The organism is Martelella sp. FOR1707, assembly GCF_053484265.1.
Map to the genome: position 1 here is coordinate 395,489 of NZ_JBAKFP010000001.1, position 16,563 is coordinate 412,051.

Annotated in this window: 14 protein-coding genes; 10 read left to right on the forward strand and 4 right to left on the reverse strand. The window is 63.5% G+C overall.

Annotation, left to right across the window (positions count from 1 at the left end; translation table 11 throughout):
• Window positions 1-22 precede the first annotated feature (22 nt).
• The 6 genes from V6765_RS01750 to V6765_RS01775 all read left to right on the forward strand — a co-directional run bounded on the left by V6765_RS01750 (window position 23) and on the right by V6765_RS01775 (window position 8,035).
• On the forward strand, window positions 23-1,012 hold the full coding sequence (locus V6765_RS01750) for an ABC transporter permease (RefSeq protein ID WP_448425933.1): 990 nt from the start codon (window positions 23-25) through the stop codon (window positions 1,010-1,012).
• Window positions 1,009-2,208, forward strand: coding sequence for an ABC transporter permease (locus V6765_RS01755; protein WP_448425934.1), 1,200 nt, complete (start codon window positions 1,009-1,011; stop codon window positions 2,206-2,208). Before V6765_RS01750 ends, V6765_RS01755 begins: the two co-directional genes overlap by 4 nt.
• Window positions 2,209-2,218: 10 nt before the next feature.
• Window positions 2,219-3,940: an ABC transporter ATP-binding protein gene (locus V6765_RS01760; RefSeq protein ID WP_448425936.1), complete on the forward strand. Its 1,722-nt coding sequence runs from the start codon at window positions 2,219-2,221 to the stop codon at window positions 3,938-3,940.
• An 11-nt stretch (window positions 3,941-3,951) separates the two neighbouring features.
• A complete protein-coding gene (hyi, locus tag V6765_RS01765) occupies window positions 3,952-4,728 on the forward strand; it encodes a hydroxypyruvate isomerase (RefSeq protein ID WP_448425938.1) in 777 nt (258 codons plus the stop codon).
• Between the two features lie 10 nt (window positions 4,729-4,738).
• Complete coding sequence (locus tag V6765_RS01770) at window positions 4,739-5,608, forward strand: 2-hydroxy-3-oxopropionate reductase (RefSeq protein WP_448425939.1); 870 nt, start codon at window positions 4,739-4,741, stop codon at window positions 5,606-5,608.
• A 318-nt stretch (window positions 5,609-5,926) separates the two neighbouring features.
• A complete protein-coding gene (locus tag V6765_RS01775) occupies window positions 5,927-8,035 on the forward strand; it encodes a beta-galactosidase (protein ID WP_448425941.1) in 2,109 nt (702 codons plus the stop codon).
• 125 nt (window positions 8,036-8,160) lie between these two features.
• Here the strand turns inward: V6765_RS01775 and V6765_RS01780 are convergent, their stop codons facing one another.
• Window positions 8,161-8,943: a FadR/GntR family transcriptional regulator gene (locus tag V6765_RS01780; RefSeq protein ID WP_448425943.1), complete on the reverse strand. Its 783-nt coding sequence runs from the start codon at window positions 8,941-8,943 to the stop codon at window positions 8,161-8,163.
• A 110-nt stretch (window positions 8,944-9,053) separates the two neighbouring features.
• On the opposite strand from V6765_RS01780, the gene V6765_RS01785 reads away from it, so the two are divergent.
• Genes V6765_RS01785 through dgoD form a run of 4 tightly spaced genes read left to right on the forward strand, consistent with a single transcriptional unit; the run spans window position 9,054 to window position 13,108 of the window.
• A complete protein-coding gene (locus V6765_RS01785; RefSeq protein WP_448425945.1) occupies window positions 9,054-10,076 on the forward strand; it encodes a TRAP transporter substrate-binding protein in 1,023 nt (340 codons plus the stop codon).
• A 57-nt stretch (window positions 10,077-10,133) separates the two neighbouring features.
• The gene (locus tag V6765_RS01790) at window positions 10,134-10,643 is read left to right on the forward strand and encodes a TRAP transporter small permease (RefSeq protein WP_448425947.1); all 510 of its coding nucleotides are present in this window, start codon (window positions 10,134-10,136) and stop codon (window positions 10,641-10,643) included.
• Window positions 10,640-11,914 (forward strand): TRAP transporter large permease, encoded by a 1,275-nt coding sequence (locus V6765_RS01795; protein WP_448425949.1) that lies wholly within the window; start codon window positions 10,640-10,642, stop codon window positions 11,912-11,914. Before V6765_RS01790 ends, V6765_RS01795 begins: the two co-directional genes overlap by 4 nt.
• An 18-nt stretch (window positions 11,915-11,932) precedes the next feature.
• Window positions 11,933-13,108, forward strand: coding sequence for a galactonate dehydratase (gene dgoD, locus V6765_RS01800; RefSeq protein WP_448425951.1), 1,176 nt, complete (start codon window positions 11,933-11,935; stop codon window positions 13,106-13,108).
• 108 nt (window positions 13,109-13,216) lie between these two features.
• Here dgoD and V6765_RS01805 read toward each other — a convergent pair whose 3' ends face one another.
• The 3 genes from V6765_RS01805 to V6765_RS01815 all read right to left on the reverse strand — a co-directional run bounded on the left by V6765_RS01805 (window position 13,217) and on the right by V6765_RS01815 (window position 16,555).
• On the reverse strand, window positions 13,217-14,347 hold the full coding sequence (locus V6765_RS01805) for an aromatic ring-hydroxylating oxygenase subunit alpha (RefSeq protein ID WP_448425953.1): 1,131 nt from the start codon (window positions 14,345-14,347) through the stop codon (window positions 13,217-13,219).
• Between the two features lie 151 nt (window positions 14,348-14,498).
• Window positions 14,499-15,596 (reverse strand): acetylornithine deacetylase, encoded by a 1,098-nt coding sequence (argE, locus tag V6765_RS01810; protein WP_448425955.1) that lies wholly within the window; start codon window positions 15,594-15,596, stop codon window positions 14,499-14,501.
• A 29-nt stretch (window positions 15,597-15,625) separates the two neighbouring features.
• Complete coding sequence (locus V6765_RS01815; RefSeq protein ID WP_448425957.1) at window positions 15,626-16,555, reverse strand: LysR substrate-binding domain-containing protein; 930 nt, start codon at window positions 16,553-16,555, stop codon at window positions 15,626-15,628.
• Window positions 16,556-16,563 lie beyond the last annotated feature (8 nt).

Sequence of the window (16,563 nt, forward strand, 5' to 3'; positions counted from 1 at the left end):
CAGCTCGGACGGGAGGACGCTGATGCTGCGCTATATCATTATGCGGATCATATACATGATCCCGACCCTGTTCGGCATTTCGATCATTGCCTTCGTCATCATCCAGCTTCCGCCGGGCGACTATGTTACCTCGCTGATCGCCTCGATGAGCGACAGCGGCCAAGCTTTCGACCCGGCGGAGATCGCGCGGTTGAGGGAAATCTACGGCTTCGACGATCCGATCTACGTCCAGTACTACAAGTGGATTTCCGGCATTCTCCTGCATGGCGATTTCGGCCAGTCCTTCGAGTGGAAGCGGCCGGTCAGCGAATTGATCTGGGAGCGCATGGGCGCGACGCTTGCCGTCTCGGTCGCCTCGCTGCTGTTCGTCTGGGCAGTGTCGCTGCCGATCGGCATCTATTCGGCGGTGAAGCGCCATTCGCTCGGCGACCATGTCTTCACCTTCTTCGGCTTTCTCGGCCTTGCGATCCCGAACTTCATTCTGGCGCTGACGCTGATGTATTTCTCCTACAAGGTGATGGGCCAGAGCGTCGGCGGTCTGTTCTCGCCGGAATACGCCCATGCGGAATGGTCCTGGGGCAAGTTTGTCGACCTTCTGGCGCATCTGTGGATCCCGGTCGTGGTGATCGGCACGGCGGGCACCGCCTCGCTGATCCGGATATTGCGCGCCAACCTGACGGACGAACTCAACAAGCCCTATTACATCACCGCCCGGGCCAAGGGCCTGCATCCGACCAAGGCGCTGATCAAATATCCGGTGCGCATCGCCCTCAACCCCTTCGTATCGGCGATCGGCTGGGTGCTGCCCAACCTGATCTCGGGCGTCACGATCACCGCGATCGTTCTCAATCTGCCGACGGCCGGGCCGCTGCTTCTGCGCGCGCTGATTTCGCAGGACATGTATCTCGCCGGCTCCTTCATTCTCCTCATGGGCGTTCTGACGCTGATCGGCATGCTGGTGTCCGACATCCTGCTCGCCATGCTCGATCCCCGGATAAGGTTTGACCAATGAGCGACAACATTTTCCAGGAAACCGCGCTGCATGAGCCGACGCACCATCATGGGCTCGATCGTCCCGCGATCACGCCGCTGAAGAAAGGCGTCACCAGCGATACCGACGCGGCGGCCGGCCAGTGGAAACTGATCTGGCACAAATTCGCCAAGGACAGGCTCGCGATCGTCGCGGGGATCGTTATTCTGAGCCTCTATCTGATCGGCATCTTCGCCGAGTTCCTGGCGCCTAACCTGGCGCAGGCGGCCCGACCGCAATATTCCTACGCCCCGCCCCAGACGATCTCCTTCTTCGTCGAGGACGAGAACGGCGAGAGGAAATTCCTGCCGCATGTGAAGGGCTATAGCGTCACTGTGGACCAGGCGTCGCTGCGCCGCTCCTTCGTTGTGGATGACAGCAAGGTGGTGCCGATCGGCTTCTTCGTGCGCGGGCCGGAATACAAGATGTGGGGGCTTTTCCCATCCGATCTGCATCTGGTCGGCCCCCTGAAGGCGAACGATCCGTTCTACCTGCTCGGCGCCGACAAGCTCGGCCGCGACCTGTTCAGCCGGGTAATCTACGGCACGCGCGTATCGATGTCGATCGGCCTGATCGGGGTGTGCATCAGCCTGATCCTCGGCGTCGTGATGGGCGCGCTGTCGGGCTACTACGGCGGCTGGGTGGATCTTCTGATCCAGCGCATCATCGAGATCATCTCGGCGATGCCGACCATCCCGCTCTGGCTCGGCCTTGCCGCCGCCATTCCGGTCTCGCTGGCACCGCTGAAGGTCTACTTCCTGATCACGCTGATCGTATCGCTGCTCGGCTGGACCTCGCTTGCCCGCGAGGTGCGCGGACGCTTCTTCGCGCTCAGGGGCGACGATTTCGTCACCGCCGCCAGGCTCGACGGCTCCAACGAGCGCCGGATCATCTTCCGCCATATCCTGCCGTCGCTGACGAGCCATATCCTTGCCGTGGTGACGCTGGCGCTGCCGACCATGATCGTGGCGGAAACCGCGCTCTCCTTCCTCGGCGTCGGACTGAAGCCCCCGGTCGTCTCCTGGGGCGTGCTGCTGCAGGATGCGCAGAACATCCGCACCATCTCGACGGCGCCGTGGCTCTTGATCTGGCCCGCCGGCGCGGTCGTGATCGCGGTGCTCTCCTTCAACTTCCTCGGCGACGGCCTGCGCGATGCCGCCGATCCCTACGATAGCTGAGGCGACGACCATGACCACACCCCAGACCATCGTTCACGATCATCCGGGCTTCGGCGATGCGGTGCTATCGGTGCAGAACCTCTCCATCGATTTCCACCTGCGCCAGCACATTCTGCATGCCGTGCGCGACGTCACCTTCGATCTCCATCGCGGCAAGACGCTGGCGCTGGTCGGCGAGAGCGGTTCCGGCAAGTCGGTGACCGCGCGAGCGCTGCTGAAGATCGTTGACAAGGCGGCCAGGATTACCAGCGGCACGATCGTGCTCGATACCGATGGTAAACCTGTCGATATCCACGCGCTGCCGGACGAGGGCAAGCAGATCCGCGCCATCCGCGGCGGTCGCATCTCGCTGATCTTCCAGGAGCCTATGAGCTCGCTGTCGCCGGTGCATACGATCGGCGACCAGATCATCGAGGCGCTGCGGCTGCACCGCAATATGAGCAAGGCGGAAGCGCGGGCGGAAACGATCAGCCTGCTGTCGCAGGTGGAAATCCCCAACCCCGAGGCGATGATCGACCGCTATACCTTCGAGTTCTCCGGCGGCATGCGCCAGCGCGCCATGATCGCCATGTCGCTCGCCTGCGATCCCGATATCCTGATCGCCGATGAACCGACCACCGCGCTCGACGTGACGACGCAGGCTGAAATCCTCGACCTGATCAAGCGCCTGCAGGTCGAGCGCGGCATGGCCATGCTGCTGATCACCCACGATCTTGGGGTCGTCGCGGAAGTCGCCGACGAGGTGGCGGTGATGCGCTTCGGCGTGATCGTCGAGCGCGGCCCGGTGGATGAAATCTTTTACAACGCGAAGCACCCCTATACCCGCCAGCTCCTGTCCTCGACCGTGCGGCTGGAAAAGCCGCGCGTTGCCGTCGAAACCCGCGAGGCTTCGAAGGACGACGTGGTGCTGTCGGTGCGCAACCTCACCAAGGTGTTCGGCGCTGGCGCGGGCAAGAAGGGCTTTATCCTCAAGGCTGTGGATGATGTTTCATTCGACCTGAAGCGCGGCGAAAATCTCGGCATCGTCGGTGAGAGCGGATCGGGCAAGACCACGATGGGCCGGTTGATTCTCCGCGTCCTCGACCCGACCTCCGGCTCGGTCGTCTACCGCCCCGGCGATGGCACAGAGACCGAGGTGACGACGCTCGACAAGCAGGGGCTGCGCAATTTTCACAGCCAGGTCCGGCTGGTGTTTCAGGACCCCTTCGCCTCGCTCAATCCGCGGATGACGGTGCGGCAGGTGGTTGCCGACCCGCTGGTGGTGCAGGGCAAGCTTTCCGGGCGTGAGATCGAGCAGAAGGTCGGCGACTTGCTGGAACTGGTCGGCCTCGACCGCTCCGCCATGGAGCGCTATCCGCATGCCTTTTCCGGCGGCCAGCGGCAGCGCATCGGCATCGCCCGGGCCTTGGCGCTCGACCCGAAGGTGATCATCGCCGACGAGGCGACGTCCGCGCTCGACGTCTCGATCCGGGCGCAGATCCTCGATTTGCTGCTCGACCTGCAGAAGCGCCTCGATCTCTCCTACATCTTCATCGCCCACGATATCTCGGTGGTCCGCTATTTCTGCGACCGGGTGGCGGTGATGCATCGGGGGAAGCTGGTGGAGCTCGGCAGCGCCGAACAGATATGCACCGCGCCGGAGGAGGACTACACCCGCAGCCTGATCTCCGCCGTTCCAAATCCGGACCCGCGCAACAAGCGCATGCTGCACCGAACCAGATTTATTGCCTGAGGAGTTTTCGAATGCCGAAATTCGCCGCCAATCTTTCGTTTCTCTATGCCGACCTGCCATTCCTCGACCGGATCGCCGCGGCCGCTCGTGATGGTTTTCCGGCCGTCGAATATGTCAGTCCTTATGACTTCCCGGAAGAGGAGGTTGCCGCAGCACTGAAGGCCGCCAACGTCAAACAGGCGCTGTTCAACCTGCCGGCCGGCGACTGGGCCGGCGGCGAGCGCGGCATCGGCTGTCTGCCGGACCGGGTGGAGGAATTCAAAGCGGGCGTGGACAAGGCGATTTCCTATGCCAAGGCGCTCGGCTGCTCCAAGATCAACTGCCTCGCCGGTATCGCGCCCAACGGCGTTGCGCCCGAAACGCTCGAGCAAACGCTGGTCGAAAACCTGAAATACGCCGCGCCGCGTCTCGACGAAGCCGGCATCAAGCTGCTGCTGGAGCCGATCAACCTGCGTGACATTCCGGGCTTCTTCGTTTCGACGACGGATCATGCCGAGCGGATTCTCGATGCCGTCGGCTCGGACAACCTGTTCATCCAGTACGACATCTATCACAGCCAGATCATGCAGGGCGACCTCGCCGAAACCTATAGGCGACTCAAGGCGAAGATCGCCCATGTGCAGCTTGCCGACAATCCCGGCCGCCATGAGCCGGGCACGGGCGAGATCAATTATCCCTATCTTTTCAATATGTTGGACGCGGAAGGCTATGACGGCTTCATCGGCTGCGAATACAAGCCCTCGGCCGGCACAAGCGAAGGCCTCGGCTGGATGAAGCCCTGGCTTTAAGGAGGATCACATGAAAATCGGATTTATCGGCCTCGGCCTCATGGGCCGTCCCATGGCGGCGCACCTGATCGACGCCGGCCACGACCTGTTCATCAACCGGGTGAAGCCGGTCTCGGAGTTTCTGGTCGAAAAGGGCGCCACGGCCTGCGATACGCCGAAGGCCGTCGCGGAAGCCGCCGACATCGTCATCACCATCGTGCCGGATACGCCGGATGTCGACGCCGTTCTGTTCGGCGAGAACGGCGTGGCGGACGGTCTTTCCGAAGGCAAGATGGTGATCGACATGAGCTCGATCTCCCCGGTCGAGACCAAGGTCTTCGCGGAAAAGATCGCGGCCAAGCGCTGCGGCTATCTCGATGCCCCGGTCTCCGGCGGCGAAGTGGGCGCGAAGAACGCGGCGCTGACGATCATGGTCGGCGGTTCGGATGCCGATTTCGAACGCGGCAAGCCTTTGTTTGAAGCCATGGGCAAGACCATCACCCATGTCGGCCCGGTCGGCGACGGCCAGACCGCCAAAGTCGCCAACCAGATCATCGTCGGTCTGACGATCGAAGCGGTGGCCGAGGGCCTGCTGTTCGCCAAGAAGGCGGGGGCGGACCCGGCCAAGGTGCGCGAGGCGCTGATGGGCGGCTTCGCCGGCTCGACAATCATGAAGGTCCATGGCGAGCGGATGATCGAACGCACCTTCGATCCGGGCTTCCGCATCCGCCTGCACCGCAAGGACATGGCGCTCGCCGTCAACGCCGCCCGCGATATCGGCCTTGCTTTGCCGAATGCGGCCGCGACCGAGCAACTAATGAATGCCGCGATCGCGCGGGGCGACGGCGACAAGGATCACTCGGCGCTGATCCGGACGCTGGAGGCGCTCGCGGGGTTGTGAGCCGGCGATCTTCGCCCTCAGGCGCAGGTTAATCGCATCCTGCTTTGCGGCTTGCTCCCAAAACTCTCTCCCGCCTGCGGGAGAGATGCCCCGAAAGGGGCAGTGAGGGTGAAGCAGCGTTTCAAAACGTGAGGGCGTTCAAGGGGATACTCTCCCCCCCTCACTGTCGCTTTCGCGACATCTTTCCCCTCCGGGGCGAGAAGGTTCGGGGGCTCTGCGGTGAAGCCAACCCCGGTCGGCGTCACATCCGTCTGACGCAAGTCGGGGAGGCACAGGTCCAAACCGCCGCCCCATTCGAGATAATATGATGAGGACATGATGACGAAAATACCGATGCAGACGCCGTTCGGGGCGGTCTATTTCCGCAAGTCGAACCCGCCGCGCGAGGACTGGGAGCGCGATTACGGCGTCGCAGCGGCAGACGGGCTGAATGTCTTCCGCCACTGGTTCATGTGGAGCGCGATCGAGCGGCGGCCCGGCTTTTACGACTGGGAGGAGTATGACCGCCAGATGGACCTCGCCGCAGAAAACGGCATCAAGACCATCATCGCCGAACTGACCCACACCGTGCCGGACTGGGCTTATCGCAAGTTCGCCCATGCCCGACAGATGCGCGCCGATGGCAGCGAGCTTCCGGCGATCATGGGTGTGTCGGCCGCGACCGGCGGCTTTGCGCCTAATGGCGGCGGTGCGGGATCGCTGACGATGAACTGCCCGGAGGTGAAGGAAGCCGCCGGCGCCTTCCTGACCGCGCTCGCGGAGCGCTACAAGGGCCATCCCGGGCTTCTGGGCTATGACGTCTGGAACGAGTGCAATTATGCGCCCTCCGTCGATTACAACCCGCACACCAAGGCCGCCTTCCGCCTCTGGCTTCGCGAGAAATACGGCGATCTCGATACGCTGGCAAAGGCCTGGTATCGCTATTCCTACGCCGAATGGGACGATATCGAGCCGCCGCACCAGATCGCGCCTTACCCGGAATGCCTCGACTGGCTCGATTTCAAGCGCGAGAATTACTACGGCCAGATGCAGTTTCGCATCGACACCATCCGCGCCGTCGATCAGGATTGCCTGATCGCCGCCCATGGCGTCGCCGGGGCGATCCCCGACATGGCCGCGCGCGGGTCGGATGACTGGCTCGCCGCCTCCAAGGTCGAGGTCTATGGCTATACCTTCGTTCACGCGCGCAAGGGCAACCAGTCGTGGCGCAGCTTCTACGCCGCCGACCTGAACCGCGCCGCCGCGCGCGGCAAGCCCTTCTGGCATGCCGAGCGGCAGGGTGGGCCGTTGTGGATGCAGCCGCAGGTCGTCGGGCGCGACAAGGAGGATGGCCGCGTCGCCGAGCCCGAGGATATCCGGGTGTGGTCGCTGACCTCGTTTGCCGGCGGCGCGCGCGGCATGATGAACCTGCGCTATCGGCCGTTGCTCGACGGCCCGCTGTTCGGCGCCTTCGGCTCCTACGGCATGGATGGTTCGCGCACGCCGCGCTCCGACATGGCCTCGAAGATCGCGAAGTGGACCAACGCGCCGGAACAGAAGCCGCTTCTGGCGGCAAAGCCGGTGCAGGGCGAGATCGGCATTCTTGTCGCCCCGGAGGCCCAGGCCTGGGATTATCTGCTGAGCCGTGAAGGCGATTACGAGACCTACAGGGAAGCCATGTGGGGCGCCTATCGCGGCTTCTTCGACACTGGCATCCAGGCCGACTGGGTCCATATCGAGGATATCGACGCCTATGACGCGCTCTACTTCCCCTACCCCATCATGCTGACAAGCGAGAGCGCCGCGAAACTCGCCGACTGGGTGAAGGCCGGCGGCACGCTGGTGTCCGAAGCCTGCCCGGGCTATTTCGGCGATCGCGGCAAGGTCGGCACGGTGCAGCCGAACAACGGGCTCGACGCCGTCTTCGGCGTCCGCGAGGACGAGGTCGAGTTCATGCCGGATATCGGCGACCGCATCCGCTTCACGCTCGATGGCGTTTCGACGACGGGCGGCGGCTTTCTGCAATCCTATACCGTGACCGATGGTCGCGAACTGGCGCGTTTTGACGACGGCCCGATCGCGATCGTCGAAAACACGTTCGGCAAGGGTCGCACGCTTCTCGTCGGCACCCACCCATCGGTCGGCTATTATCGCGACCAGTCGGCGGCGGGGAAGCGCTATTTCGCCCGCTGTTTCGCCTTCACCGGCAAGAAGGCCCACACCGTCACCTCCAACCCCGCGGTGCAGGTCCGCCTGCACGAGGGCGCGGACGGCCGCTATCTCTGGCTGGTCAACGCCACACGGCAGGCGCAGACCGGCACGGTGACGGATGGCGAGGGCAAACCCCTCACCAGCGCCGAAAACCACTGGGCCGGCGACGGCGCTTCCCTGAAAGACGGCCGCTTCGCCCTGCCCCCGCGCGATGTCCTGATCGTCCGGCTGGCCTGAAAGCCGGTCCGCCTGGGAGGAAAGCAGCGCGTCGGTGTGGGCTCTCAGGAGAGCTCCCCCGGCGCGATGGGGCGTCAAATAACGCCCGGTCCCGTTAGAGGCTGAAGCAGAAACAGATGCTCAAATCAAGTCGTGGTGTCTTCCACCTCCGCTGCCGCGCGGGCCCAGTATTCGGTGGCGGTGCGGCGGTTGAACTGCAGCATGGTTTGCATCGCCTTTTCGGCGGCGGCGGCATTGCGGTCGCGGATCGCCTCGGCGACGTGGATATGACCTTCGCGCGAGACCGGCTCGCCATCCACCAGCAGGACGCCGAACTCGTAGGAGATGCGCAACATGGTCAGGATGATATTCTGCATCTGCCGCATCATCATGTTGCCGGTGGCGTCGAGCACGGTGGCGTGGAACAGGCAGTCGGCGGAAAACATCGCCTGCAGATCATCGGCGCCCGGATGCATCGCATGGGCGCTTGAAAGGATCTGCGCGACCTGCGCTTCGGTTGCGCGCTCGGCGGCAAGTGCGGCGGCGGCCGGCTCGATGATGCAGCGCAGCTCTGTTGTCTCGGCAAACATCCGCCCGATACGCGGATGAGAGGGTTCGTGCCAGGACACAACGTCTGAATCAAGAAGGTTCCACTCGTCGAGCGGTCGCACCCGCGTGCCGTAGCGCCGCGCCGTGCGCACCAGCCCCTTGCCGGAAAGCACCTTGATCGCATCCCGGATCGTCGCGCGGCTGACATTCAGGGACTCCGCCAGTTCCGGCTCGGTCGGCATGATCTCGCCAGGGCGGTAGACATCATTGGTGATCCGCCGGCCGAGCACGGTCACCGCCTCCTTGGCCGCCCCGGTCGGCAGCGAAGAATTGAGGTCGTTCGGAAAGGCGAGCGCGCCCCGGCGATTGGTTTTTGTCATGCTGGGTCTTTACATATGATCTAGAAAACGGCACTCTCTCGTCGCTGACATTGAATCGGACTGTGTCCGACATCGTCAAGTCCCGAAGGGACTATGTGAGGGAGGAAATCATGAATATCAGACAATGGCTTGCGACGGCATGCGTCGCGGCAACGGGCGCGCTTGCCGCGCTTCCGGCTTCCGCCGAAACCATCAAGTTCGGCATCGGCATCGCCGAGGGCGATTTTCCGGAATACAACGCCCTGGTGCGCTTCAAGGAATATGTCGAGTTCAAGACCAATGGCGAGATCGAGGTCCGCCTGTTTCCGAACAACCAGCTTGGCGGCGAACGCGAGATGCTGGAACAGGTGCAGCAGGGCAGCCTCGAGCTGACCTTTGCCGCCGATGGTGCAATGGCGGGCTTCTATCCGCCGATGCAGGTCTGGTCGATCCCCTATCTGTTCGAAAGCGCGCCGATCGCCTGGCAGGTGATGAACAGCGACTTCGCCGACAATATGCGCGACGACATTCTCGACAAGACCGGCATGCGCGCGCTCGCCTTCTCGCAGAACGGCTTCCGCTCATTCACCAACAATGTGCGTCCGATCGTCAATCCGGAAGACCTGTCCGGCCTGAAGATCCGCACCATGGAAAGCCCGGTGTTCATGGAGCTGGTGAACTCCCTCGGCGCCACGGCGACGCCGATCTCGGGCGCCGAAGTGCTGATGTCGCTGCGCCAGGGCGTGGTTGACGGTCAGGAAAACCCGCCGGCGGTGGTCTATGGCGGCGGCCTCGGCGAGGTCCAGAAATACTACACGCTCGACGAACACGTCTTCGGCCTGCATGTGATCATCGCCGATGAAAAATGGTTCTCCGGCCTGTCGCCGTCCAACCAGCAAATCGTCATCGACGCGGCGAACCTGATGGCCTGGACCGAAAACCTGCAGAAGACCGAGGGCGACTGGCGCTTCTCCGAAAAGCTGAAAGAGGAGCTCGGCATGGAAATCCATGTTTCCACGCCGGAGGAAAAGGCGGCCTTCAAGGAAATCACCCAGGCCCCGGTCGAGGCCTTCATCCGCACCAAGGTGGGTGACGCGCTCGTCGACGAACTGCTCGCCACGGTCGAAGAGGCCAAGGTGAAACTCTACGACTGATCCATCCGGACACGCGCCATCCCTTGCCGAAAAGGGGTGGCGCAATGGAGTTTTCCAATGCGCGCAATTGCCCTGAGGATCGCCCGGGCGCTCGCCCGAACCACCGAAATTCTGGCGACGCTGATCATGATCGTCGTGACGGCGCTGAACCTGACACAGGTCGGCGGACGCTATCTTTTCAATACCGGTTTCAGCTGGACCGAGGAATATATGCGCTATCTGATGATCTGGCTGATGATGCTGGGCTCGGTCGCCTGCATCTTCCGCGCCGAACATATGGGCATAGAGGCGCTGGAGCACCTCGCCGGCCCGCGCTTCGCGCCGCTCGTCAAATCGGCGCTCTATTCAATCGCCGCGATCTTCTGCGTCGTCCTTCTGGTCTATAGCTGGCCGCAGGCGCTCAGAAATGCGAGCCAGGTGGCGCCTGCCTCCGGCATTCCGATGATCTATCCCTATCTCGCGCTGCCGGTCGGCGCGGCGCTGATGTTGGTGCAGATCGCCCTGTCATGGATCGCCGGCTTCGAGCCCGAACATGACGATCTTTCCGATACCGGGGGCACGGCATGATCTGGGTCGCGCTCACGGGCCTCGGTCTGCTTTTCATCGGCGTGCCCGTCGCCTTCGCCATCGGCCTTGCCGGTCTTGTCGGCATTCTTGTCGCAGATGTGCCGCTGTCGATCGCGGCGACCCGGATGTTCACCGGCGTCGACAGTTTCGTCTTCCTCGCCGTGCCGTTCTATATCCTCGCCGCTGAGATCATGAACCAGGGCGGCATCACTACGCGGCTGATCTCGATCGCCCAGCAGGCGACCAGATGGCTGCGCGGCGGCACGGCCTATGCCAATATCGGCGCATCGGTTCTGTTCTCTGGCATTTCCGGCTCTGCGGTGGCCGATGCCGCGGCCCTTGGCCGGGTGTTCATCTCCGAAATGCCGAAGGAAGGCTACACCCGTCCCTATGCGGCGGCCGTGACCGTCGCCTCCTCGATCATCGGCCCGATCATCCCGCCTTCCGGCCTCGCGATCCTGATTGCCGCCGTGTCCGGCCAGTCGGTCATCAACCTGTTCCTCGGCGGCGTGATCCCCGGCCTGCTGATCGGCCTCGCCTGTGCCGGGATCGTCTTCATCGATGCGCTGCGCAAGCGCGTGCCGATGCCGCGGCCGGCGCATACCGGCGACGGCACGGCGCGCATGATCATGGAAGGCGCGGCCGTCGCCACCCTGCCGCTGATCATCGTCGGCGGCATGGTGGTCGGCGCTTATACCGCAACCGAGGGCGGCGGCATCGCGGTCGCCTATGCGCTTGTCCTGTCGCTGTTCGTGTTTCGCGGTCTCGACATGGCCGGGCTCTGGCGGGCGATCATGAAGGCGGCGCGGATTTCGGCCTCCGTCTATCTGCTGGTCGCCGCCTCGAGCATTCTGTCCTATGCGCTGAACCTGCTCGGCATTGCCTCCTGGATCAGCAGTGCTGCGGAGATGTTTGCCGACAGCCCCGTGCTGTTCCTGTTCGCGGTTGCCTTTCTGATGCTGATTCTCGGCACCTTCCTCGATATCGGCGCGGCGATCCTGATCTTCGTTCCGCTCCTGATGCCGGCGGTGCGCGAACTCGGCATCGATCCGGTGCAGGCCAGCATGGTCGTGATGATCACGCTCGCGATCGGTCTGGTGACGCCGCCGGTCGGCGTGGTTCTGTTCGTCGTCATGCGGGTCGGCCGCATCGGCATGTATCCGCTGATGCGGGCGCTGATGCCGTTCCTGCTTGCCGAACTTGCCGCTGTCGCGCTTCTATGTCTGGTGCCGGAGTTCTCGACCTGGCTCCCCGAAAAGCTCAATCCCTGATACCGAAGGCCACCTCACGTGAAAATCACCGCCATCGAAACCGTTGTCGTCAATGCGATCCACCGGAACTGGATCTTCGTCAAAGTGGTCACCGACCAGCCGGGCCTTCACGGCTGGGGCGAAGCGACGCTTGAATGGAAGACCCGCGCCGTTATCGCCACTGTGGAGGACCTGAAACCCTTCCTGATCGGCGAGGACCCGGCCCGCACCGAGCATCTGGTGCGCCGCATGACCCATTTCAGCTTCTGGCCGCTCGGCGCCATCGGCCTGTCGGCCGTCTCCGGGATCGAGCAGGCGCTGTGGGACATCAAGGGCAAGGCGCTGGGCGTGCCGGTCTGGCAATTGCTCGGCGGCCGGGTCCGCGACAAGGTGCGTGTCTACACCCATTTGCGGCGCGCGAAGATCGGCGCGCAGGTCGGAACCGAGGACATCTCCGGCTTCTGCGACGCCGTGCAGGAGACCGTGGAAATGGGCTATGAGGCGGTCAAGCTCGGCTTTGTGCCTTATAGCGGCTATGACGCGCCGCTTCCCGCCATGCGTCACGTCGAAAAGCTCGCCGCCGCCGTGCGCGAGCGGGTCGGCGACGGTGTCGATATCATGACCGATTTCCACGGCCGTCCGCAATCGATCGACGCCGCCAAGGCCTATATCGACGCGATCGCGCCCATCCGGCCGCTGTTCGTGGAGGAGCCGATCCAGCCCGGCAATACCCCGGCCATGGCCGATCTCGCCCGTCGCGTCGACTGCCCGCTTGCCACCGGCGAACGGCTGTTCACGCCTCGCGAGTTCGCCGAGGTCGCAGAGACCCGCGCCGTCGCCTATATCCAGCCCGATCTTGCCCATTGCGTCGGCTTTTCCGGCGGTCGCCGGATTGCCGCGATCGCCGAAGCCGCCGGGATGGGTATCTGTCCTCACAACCCGATGGGTCCGGTCGCCGGCGCTGTCGCCCTGCAATTCGATGTGGCGACCCCGAATTTCGTCATTCAGGAAGAGGCGGTCGGTCTGGTGCCGTGGTTCCGGGATATCTGCAGCGCCTATCCGCTCGATCTCGTCGACGGCTTCTGGCGCGCGCCCGAAGCGCCCGGCCTCGGCATCGAGATCGATGAGGCGGCCGCCGCCAGACATCCCTTCGAACAGGAGATTATCCCGGCCATGGAGGCAGGATTGCCGGACGGAACGGTTGCGCACTGGTGATCAACCGAAAACAGCGCAACGCGAACGGCTCAAGCGCTCGCGTTGCAAACCTAGATACCACGACCCTCGGAACGGTGTAAATGGCGATGCCAGGTCACCAGGCGCGGTCTACGTCCCCGATACCTTCTGCGAAATCCAGGTGGCGAATTCGTAGTTGGGGCGTTCGAGGTGGGACAACGCGCCGGGTTTGGCGAACTTGCTCTGAAGGCCCTTCCAGACGCGCTCGGTGCAGCCGCGATCTTCCTCGTTGACGTGGTCGAGCAGGCCCTTCAGGGCCGCGAAATGCTCCTCCGCCTTCGGGTCGTTCATGTAGTCCGGAGACAGGCCGCCGCCATAGAGGATCTTCACGCCGCCCGGACCATCGGGCAGCAGCGACAGATACCAGAAATAACCGGGCGTCAGCGTGATCATCAGCGACGGGTAGATCGCGAGCAGCCAGGTGCGGCGGCGCTGGTCGCCTTCCAGCACCGTGTTGGAAGGATGCGCCAGCGCCAGCGGCACCGAGTCATCCTTGAGGATGTGATGGTAGTTGAAGCCGGGAAACCCTTCCGGGCAGACCATGTCCTGGAGCTTCGAAGCGCCGCCGATCGTACCGGCGTGACACATCGGCAGGTGATAGCTCTCCATGAAATTCTCGGCGAGGATCTTCCAGTTGGTGTCCCAGCGATGCTCCTCGCTGAACGTCTGGACATAGTCGCCCATGTTCAGATAGCCGACCAGCGTGTCGAGGTCGGACAGCGTTTCCGCGACGGGCGGCAGGCCGGGGTCGAGCGTGACCATGATCCAGCCCAGCCATTCTTCGCAGCGGATCGCCGGCAGGCTGACGTCCTTCTTGCAGAAGCTGCCGTTCTTCTCCATCGCCGGCGCGCCGCGCAGGCTGCCATCGAGCGAATAGGTCCAGGCGTGATAGGGACAGGTGATCGTGCGGACATTGCCGCGGCCTTCCAGCAGCACCGACATGCGGTGGCGGCAGACATTGGAGAGCGCCCGCAATTCGCCTTCCCTGTCGCGCAGGACGATGATCGGCTCGCCCGCGATCTCGATGGTCATGTAGTCGCCTGGCTTTTTCAGGGCATCGGCCCGTCCGGCGCAAAGCCAGCTTTTGGAGAAGATCTCGGACTGCTCGAGTGCTAGAAAATCCTCGCTCGTATAGGCCGAGACCGGCATGGCCTGGGCGTTTTCGAACGGGGTCGCCACATTCTCCGCAAGCTCGCTGACCGCGTCCACATGCTTCGTCATTCCACTCTCCTTTTCGCGACGCCCGGTCTTCGTGCTGCGTCGCGGCTTCCAACGCGGCCCTGTCCAAGGCATATTAACCGCAGAATGGCGCGCGGCGTGGAACAGAGAAAGAAAGAAATCGCTTAGTTGCAATTAAGCAAAGGCGAAGCCGTCAGCGGAACACCCAGTCGCGGATCAGGGCGTGGTAGCGTGCGAGCTGATCGATGGCGATCGATTCATCCGGCTGGTGCCCGTCCTTCATCGTGCCCGGACCGCAGACGACGGTCGGGATGCCGCGTTCGACAAAATAGCCGGCCTCGGTCCCGAACGCGACGGTCGCCGGCGTCGGGTCGGGCAGAGCGTTGGCAAACCGCGCGAGCATGGGATCGTCCGCCAGGGCCGAGAGACCGGGATACTGTCCCGTGCAGGTGATCCGCCCGCCTTCGGGAACAACGAGGCGGGAGAGAATGGCATCCGGTGTTTCGGTCGCCAGATGGCGGATTTCGAACAGAACCTCGGCATGATCCGGCACGATGTTGAGCGCCACGCCGCCCTGGGCAACGCCGGCATGGACGGTGGAAAAAGGCGGGTCGAAGGCGTTCTCCCGCGCACCCTCCTGCGCCAGCGCGTCCTGAAGGCTTCCCAGCGCGAGGATGAATTCGGCGGCCCCGTGAAGCGCATTGGTGAAATAGGGCGCCATCGCGGAGTGGCCCGGCGTGCCGTCGAATTCGGCCCGGTAGCTGGCCTTGCCCTTGTGGCCGAGCACCGGGCGCATCAGGGTCGGCTCGCCGACGATACAGAGATCCGGCCGGCCCAGCACCGGCACGACACTGTCGATCATTTCCGGAATGCCGCGACAGCCGAGCTCCTCATCCCAGCTCAGGCAGATCAGAACGGGTCTTGGCGGCGGCGTTTCCCGCAGTGTTTCGGCCAGCGCCAGCACGCAGGCAATAAAGCCCTTCATGTCGGTCGTCCCGCGACCGACATAGCGTCCAGCGCGCTCGGAGAGCCGGAACGGCTCTTCCGTCCAGGTCTGTCCGTCGACCGGAACGACATCGGTATGGGCGGAAAACAGCGTCCCGCCATCGCCATCGCCGAACCGGGCGAGCAGGCCGGCCTTGGTCCCGTCCCGCGCGGGGATGAGGGTAACATTAAACTCCGAAGCGTCCAGCAGGTCTTTCACCCAGTGGATAAGATCAATATTGGGCGTGCCGGCAATCGTCGGGAAGGCGACGAGCTGTTCGAGCAGCGGCTTTATTCTGTCCGGCATGGCGGGCTTCTCTGACTGTGGCGCGCGGCCTAGCTACCGGCGAAATGGAAAGTGTCGTCGTTCTGGATGAAATTCTTCGCGTGTTCGATAAAGGTCGAAACGGTGCGGGCGTTTGCCGCCCCCTCCGACATCAGCAGGCCCATATTGAGCGGCCGCACCGATCCCGACAGCGGCACGAAACGAAGCTTCTGGCCGTCGGGCGCGAGATTGGACAAGGGGCGGATATTGGCGACCGAATATCCGAAATTATTGGCCACCAGCGAGCGCATTACCGCCATATCCCGGGTCCGCTCCGCGATTTCCGGACGGATGCCCAGCGACGAGAAGATCGAAAGGAAATAATCGGTGCTCATCGGCAGGTCGAGCAGGATCATCGGATAGCGCGCAAGGTCCATCGGCGAGACATAGGGGCGCTCGGCAAGCGGGTGGGCCTCGCTGAACAGCGCGAAAGGCGGCAGTTCGACCAGCGGCACGAAGTTCAGATCCGCCGGAATGTTGAGATCGTAGGTGAGCGCGATATCGAGCCTTGCGGCGCGCAATTCGTTGAAAAGCTCGGACTGGTCCCGCTCGAACTGGCTGAACGCGACCTCGGGGAACAGATCGACAAAGCTGCGGCGCAGGCGCGGCAGCACGATCTGCGCAAAGGTCAGGAGGCAGCCGACCCTGAGATTGCCGCGCACCGTTCCGGCCACATCGGCCGCCAGCTGGTTGAGCGCATTGGCCTTTTCCAGCGTCTCGCGCGCGGCGTTGAGGAACAGTTCGCCGGTCTGCGACAGGGAAAGGCCGTGGGCATGGCGGCGCACGAACAGCTTGAGGCCGAACTCCGCCTCAAGCTGGGCGATGGCCGCGGAGATGGAGGGCGAGGAAACATTGATCTTCTGCGCGGCATGCGCAATCGAGCCGCAGTCACAGACCGCGACGAAATATTCCAGCTGTCTGAAGGTGATACGAAGCGGCACCCTGTTCC